Raw genomic sequence first — 5,538 nt, forward strand, 5'->3', positions numbered from 1 at the left:
GAAGGGCTTTAATGCCCTCGTCTTCAATCCTAACCCATCTTTTATGGGATTGCATCAGGATATCACTGGATTGCTTATATGACGCAACTTTCAGCGATCTTTGAAGATTTGACGAAGCGACCTCCTGACCCAGGAGTGGTTGTTCCGTTCGGTTGTTAACCTCGGTGACTCTGGTTCCTTTGATCCCCTACAAATCAAAGGAACTTTCAAGTGCCACAACTTCCCCTATTTGGAGCTTCTGAGGAGCTACGACAGTCCCAGCTCCCATCCAATCCAAAATCTAGTTCAAAGCAATCCCAGGCTCCCCAACCTCAAGCCCAACGGATTGCATCGTACGTTATCCATCAAGTTGCTATTCAGCCTGAGCCAGAAACAGCAAACTCAGTAACCTCCTCAGCCTTTGATGGGAGTTGCCTAAAATACCGAAAACTCCCCGGCATTCCTGTTCTGGCTGTTTATCTTGGCTCTGCCCTCAAGAGATGGGGTGTTGCTTCAATCCGGTTCACAGCTCTCTCCCCTCAAAACCAAGGGGGTGGGCAATGAAGGGCTCTCGGATTTTAGGTTTTGACCGAAAGGGTCGATCGCTGCGGGCAAACGTTCTATGAGCTATATTCTTCTTACAAAAAATATAGTTCATGCATAGCAGGCTGGACAGCAGTTTATAAGCTGACTAGTTCCATCCTTTGGTTTCTCCTTCGGTCAAGGGGCGTTCCAGTTTTAGGTACTCGCTCTGTGCTGCTTGTAAAAGATGTTGCATTTGTACAGGTGCATCTGCTTCTGCTGCTAGAAATGCAGCATTTAAGGCGATATTGCGGATATTGCCTCCTGGCACATTAAGCTTGGCTAACTTCTGGTAGGACAGGTTCTCGGTTGGGGTGTCCTTTGGAAAGACTCGGTGCCAAATCTCTGCTCGCTGCAGGGCGTCCGGAAAGGGGAATTGCACTACAAAACGTAAGCGTCGTAAAAAGGCTTGATCCAAAGAGTTTTTGAGGTTGGTGGTTAAGATGGCGAGTCCTCGGTAAGCTTCCATCCGCTGAAGCAGATAAGCCACTTCCATATTGGCATAGCGGTCGTGGGAATCTTTAACGTCGCTACGTTTACCAAATAAGGCATCAGCTTCATCAAACAACAAGATGGCACCTCCTTGTTCGGCAGCATCAAAAATGCGGCGGAGGTTCTTTTCGGTTTCACCAATATACTTACTGACGACTGAACTGAGATCGATGCGGTAGAGATCTAAATTTAGTTGGTTGGCTACTACTTCTGCAGCTAATGTCTTGCCAGTTCCACTCGCCCCTGCAAACAAGGCACTGATGCCAAGACCTCGTTGCCCTTTATTAGCAAATCCCCACTGTTCGTATACTTTAGCTCGTTGTCTGACCTGAGCAATGATGGTCTTTAAAGTATGTTTTTCCTTGTCAGGAAGCACCAAATCTTGCCAGCACACTTGAGTCCGGATAGGTTGAGCGAGCTCTTCCAAGAGGGGTCGGGCATAGTTGAGGCAATTGCTCCAAAAGCGCTCAGAAAAGCGATCGCCCGTCTCCTCAGACTGCCCTGATAGGACCTGGGTACAAATAGTTCGGATCGCTAAAGGGGATAAGCTAAAGTGACTAGCTAACTTATTAACCAGAGGGATGAGAATTTCTGGTTGGATGGCTGCTGTATGGTCCGGTAACTGATTTAGCATTTGTACCCACAGTTGCCTCTGTTCCGAAGCTGTAGGTTGAGTGATCTCAAAGTAGAAAATAGGTCGTTGCCGTATCGGACGGCGCTCCCGGCTAAAAATAATTAGCGGTTGTTGGCAAGTTTCCATCACTCGCGCCATCGCGTTGCTCTGAGCTGGGATGGCACTACTGCTTTCTGTGACCTCGGGTGCACCATCATAATTGAGTAACAACAGGCTCCCCCGCAAAATTGCTTCTCGTTCCCACAGGGTTTGGATGAGGTGCAGTTGATGAAGATCGGTGGGTAGAACATCAGCGGTCAAACTGAGTAGCTTCCAACCTAGAGTCTGACATACTGCGGTGATGATGGCTTGTTTTGTCGCTGTGTCATAACCACACAGCTGGATCAGGGGAGGAGTCGTTGCTTGTTGCAGGAGAGTGACTATTTCCGTCACCAGGGTTTGCTGTGAGGGTGGTAAAGTTAGGACCAATTCTGTGGGCAATACGGTCACTAAGCCAATGAGTTGAGGGTCTAGCTGCGTATTTCCCAAGAGAAAATGTAAGATACGTTCATTAATCCGCAAGGGACTGTTGAGCAGGGTTGTTGCCCCACCCAGTTCAATCAACTGCCAGCGACGTAAGGGAGACTCGGCAGTAAAGGCACTCCAATGCGCCTGTGGCAGATGACTCAAAGCCAAACCAAAGGTAGGGCTAACAGTCTGGGAACTATTGGCATTAGCAACGATGAGAGCTGCCAGTTGAGGATACAATTCCATACCCACACCTAACAGTAGAATGGCTCGCTCAAACCGAGAGAGACCAAACAGCTGGCTCAGTTGGTCGATCGCAGCAGGCGGATAGATAGGTTCTGGTGCAGCGAGGGTAGAGCCATCGGGCTGGAGATAAGACGCAGTCTGAGCGATCGCCGCCATCAAATATCGGTGATTCTGTTCCATCCAGTTGGCTGTATCCGGAGAAACAGTTAAATTAACCATCTAACTGTTCTCCTGTTTGGACTAAAGCCTTAAGATAGTTATGAGCGTCTGGAGGAGACAAAAGCACAACTTCTCCTAGATGCAGGAGTTCGTATTGATCTCCGTGATAACCATGCCCGATCAGCAAGCCTAGAGCGATCGCTCGGTTACCTAACTCATTTAACTGGTTATAGTCAAAAGAGTCAGCTTTCGGTTCTAACCACGGATCAAAGGAGGTAGAGTCTGTCATGTTAACTTAGCGAATTGTAAGCTTAGGGCCGATGTACCATTCATAAGTCTCACTTTGTGGATTGTCATCAACCTGTAACTGACTCTCTGCACCATCTACCATCAAACGTACGAGATACTCACCTGGTTTTAGATTTTGCAAGGGAATCATGATTGAGGTGTCATCACGTTGCCTCACCGATGCATCAAATAGATAAGAACTTGGCTCGCTCGTCCCCCACTCATTCAAGACTGCAACCACTCGTTGTTTAGCGCCAATCGTCAAGTTAGTCTGCACTTGCAGTTGGCCTGATCGACCATCATCCTCTTCTCCCTCTAGTGTCAATAGTATGAGGTTGAGGAGGCGCGGTCGGAGGACAAAGGGAGCCGCATTTGATTCCTTACCTCGTTGGGTGGTTAAATGACGAGATTCGGGAAGATGGATTACTTGCAAGCTCTGAATTCCCGCTCGCAATGCAGAATGTGGCACCAGAGAAAGCGGCAGGACAATCTCCGTAGCACTCACAGTTGTTGGAGTCACATCCACATTACCCAGGCGAACTTGGGTGGCCCAATCCCCCTTTAACTGTTTGCCGGTAATGACTAAAGTACTATCCATTAGAATGGCAGTGGCAGCTCCACCCTGGGCTATTACTTGATCGATGTGGGGTTGATTGAAGAAAGGAGCTAGCCCATTAATGCGGCGATCGCGAATCGGTAAGTTGCGGGTCGGTGCTTCTTCTCCTTCCACCAGCACCACTAACACCTTGTATCCCACTGAGAGAGAATAAGGGGTTTGAAAAAAAACTGACCAAGCTTTTGATAAGTCTTCCAAGTTCAAATCTAACGGAACAATACTGATCTGCTGCACCTGATCCGCTAGATTAGATGCACTTAAAAAAGGTAAGGTTGAGTCCCGACAGGCTGCTTGGATCATATCTTGATTGATCACCCGTTTATCATTCAGGGTGCACATCACACTACCTAGTAGCCGCTGTGGCTCCAGTTCCGTTTCATTACCATAGAAAGTGAACATATAGTACAAATCCAGAGCTGTTTGTCGTTTTGTAGGCAGTCCTTTAGAGCGAAAAGGAGTAGCATCCATGTTGTTCAGGGCTGGATTTGTAATGACCTGATAGAGAAACAGATTAATACCAGTTTCTGGAGTACCCGTGCCAATGTCGCTAGGGCGAACCGTCGTCACCCGTGCTCCCTCTACATCGCTTTGCACAGCTGCTTGCAAAGTCCGTTGCAGAGTGGCGGTTACTGTCGCTACAGACAAATAGTTACTCATTGAATATCAATTGGGTCAATTTGTAGTTGCTAAGTAGATACCAATCCAAGTTTGAGAGCTTGTAAGGCAGCTTGAGTTCGGCTGGTGACGTTTAACTTTTCAAAAATGGTAGTCAGATAAGCTTTGACCGTGCCTACTGTAATATAGAGTTCCTGGGAAATAATCTCATTGGAAGCTCCTTGAACCAACCAGTACAAAACCTCTCGTTCTCGATGTGTGAGATGAATGTTAGGACTGCTTGACATCGACTGCCCTTGAGAAAAGTGAAACAGTTGAAAAAATCGAGTTGCTACTTCTGGAGGAAGGTAAATCTGATTTTGCATGACCACTTGAATCGCTTCAATCAACTGCAAAGAAAGATGATGTTTAAATACATACCCTTTCGCCCCAGCTTGCATGGCTTTGAAAACCCATTCTTCTTCTTCATGCCCCGATAAGACCAACACTTTGCTAGTTTTCGCATTGGTACTTAAAACATGTAAAAGTTCTACACCGCTTTCCTGATTCAGCTCCATATCTAACAAAATCAGCATAGGAGATTGCTGGAGGGCTAGGCTGCTTGCTTGTTGCACTGAGGCAGCCTGCCCTATTACCTGGAATTGGATAGCGTTCGTGGCACTGTGAAACTCTAATAAACTCTTTAAACCTTGGCGAAAGGCAGGGCAGTCATCAACTAACAAAATAGAAATGGGATTGTTAAGTGGAGAGGCTGTTGGCGGGAAGGTGTGCATGATAAAAACTCATTTAAATCAAGTTAAAGTGATCAGGCCGTCCGAGGTAGAACGATACAAAACTGAGCTCCCCGCTCTGACAAATTTTCAGCCCATAAGCTGCCTTTGTGTTTCAAAACGATTTGTTTAGCGATCGCGAGCCCTAATCCAGTCCCGCCGGGACGGCGAGAGTAAAAGGGGGTTCCCCACAATCGCAAGTCTTCTGGAGACAATCCAGGCCCTTCGTCTCTAATGCGAATCAGCACTTCTGTTTGGAAGCTTTGCCATTCGCAAGTGATCCGCCCCCCTATAGGACTAAAGGCGATCGCGTTACTCAGCAGATTTTGCAGCACTTGCTTGATCTCCCAGCGATCGCCCCAAAGCTCTAGAGATGGACCATCATAGCCCAACCGTAGTTGTTTTTCTTGCAACCAAGGCTGCATCGCTTGATTGCATTGCTCGAACAATTGATGTAGGTCATAACTACCGAACCGCTGATCCGGCGCTGCATCCACTTCAGTCAAGTAATTCAGACTAGTGTGCATTTCTTCCGTCGTGTGGCGCAGATTTTTTAGCCATTCCTGCGATCGACTATCCCTGGTTGCAGCTGTCAATAAATCTATATAGAGCAACATTAAGGCTAGAGGGGTACGCAACTGATGTCGAGT

Annotated in this window: 5 protein-coding genes; all 5 read right to left on the minus strand. The window is 47.4% G+C overall.

Annotated features, from left to right (window positions below):
- Positions 1-670 precede the first annotated feature (670 nt).
- Entirely contained in the window at positions 671-2,659 is a 1,989-nt protein-coding gene (locus tag H6F68_RS01130) for an ATP-binding protein (RefSeq protein ID WP_190555856.1), read from the minus strand.
- Positions 2,652-2,888, minus strand: a complete 237-nt coding sequence (locus H6F68_RS01135; RefSeq protein ID WP_190555858.1) for a hypothetical protein — start codon at positions 2,886-2,888, stop codon at positions 2,652-2,654. The genes H6F68_RS01130 and H6F68_RS01135 overlap by 8 nt, the downstream gene beginning before the upstream one ends.
- 6 nt (positions 2,889-2,894) lie before the next feature.
- Positions 2,895-4,160 (minus strand): DUF4255 domain-containing protein, encoded by a 1,266-nt coding sequence (locus H6F68_RS01140; RefSeq protein WP_190555860.1) that lies wholly within the window; start codon positions 4,158-4,160, stop codon positions 2,895-2,897.
- 29 nt (positions 4,161-4,189) lie between these two features.
- A complete protein-coding gene (locus tag H6F68_RS01145; RefSeq protein ID WP_190555862.1) occupies positions 4,190-4,891 on the minus strand; it encodes a response regulator transcription factor in 702 nt (233 codons plus the stop codon).
- A 32-nt stretch (positions 4,892-4,923) separates the two neighbouring features.
- A partial coding sequence (locus H6F68_RS01150; protein WP_190555864.1) for a sensor histidine kinase KdpD occupies positions 4,924-5,538 on the minus strand: 615 nt, incomplete at its 5' end.

It is taken from the genome of Trichocoleus sp. FACHB-262, assembly GCF_014696035.1.
Lineage (GTDB): Bacteria > Cyanobacteriota > Cyanobacteriia > FACHB-46 > FACHB-46 > Trichocoleus.

Bases quoted from the DNA above. Each gene is read 5' to 3' on its own strand.
- H6F68_RS01130 (WP_190555856.1), bottom strand. From the start codon at position 2,659: ATGGTTAATTTAACTGTTTCTCCGGATACAGCCAACTGGATGGAACAG.
- H6F68_RS01135 (WP_190555858.1), bottom strand. From the start codon at position 2,888: ATGACAGACTCTACCTCCTTTGATCCGTGGTTAGAACCGAAAGCTGAC.
- H6F68_RS01140 (WP_190555860.1), bottom strand. From the start codon at position 4,160: ATGAGTAACTATTTGTCTGTAGCGACAGTAACCGCCACTCTGCAACGG.
- H6F68_RS01145 (WP_190555862.1), bottom strand. From the start codon at position 4,891: ATGCACACCTTCCCGCCAACAGCCTCTCCACTTAACAATCCCATTTCT.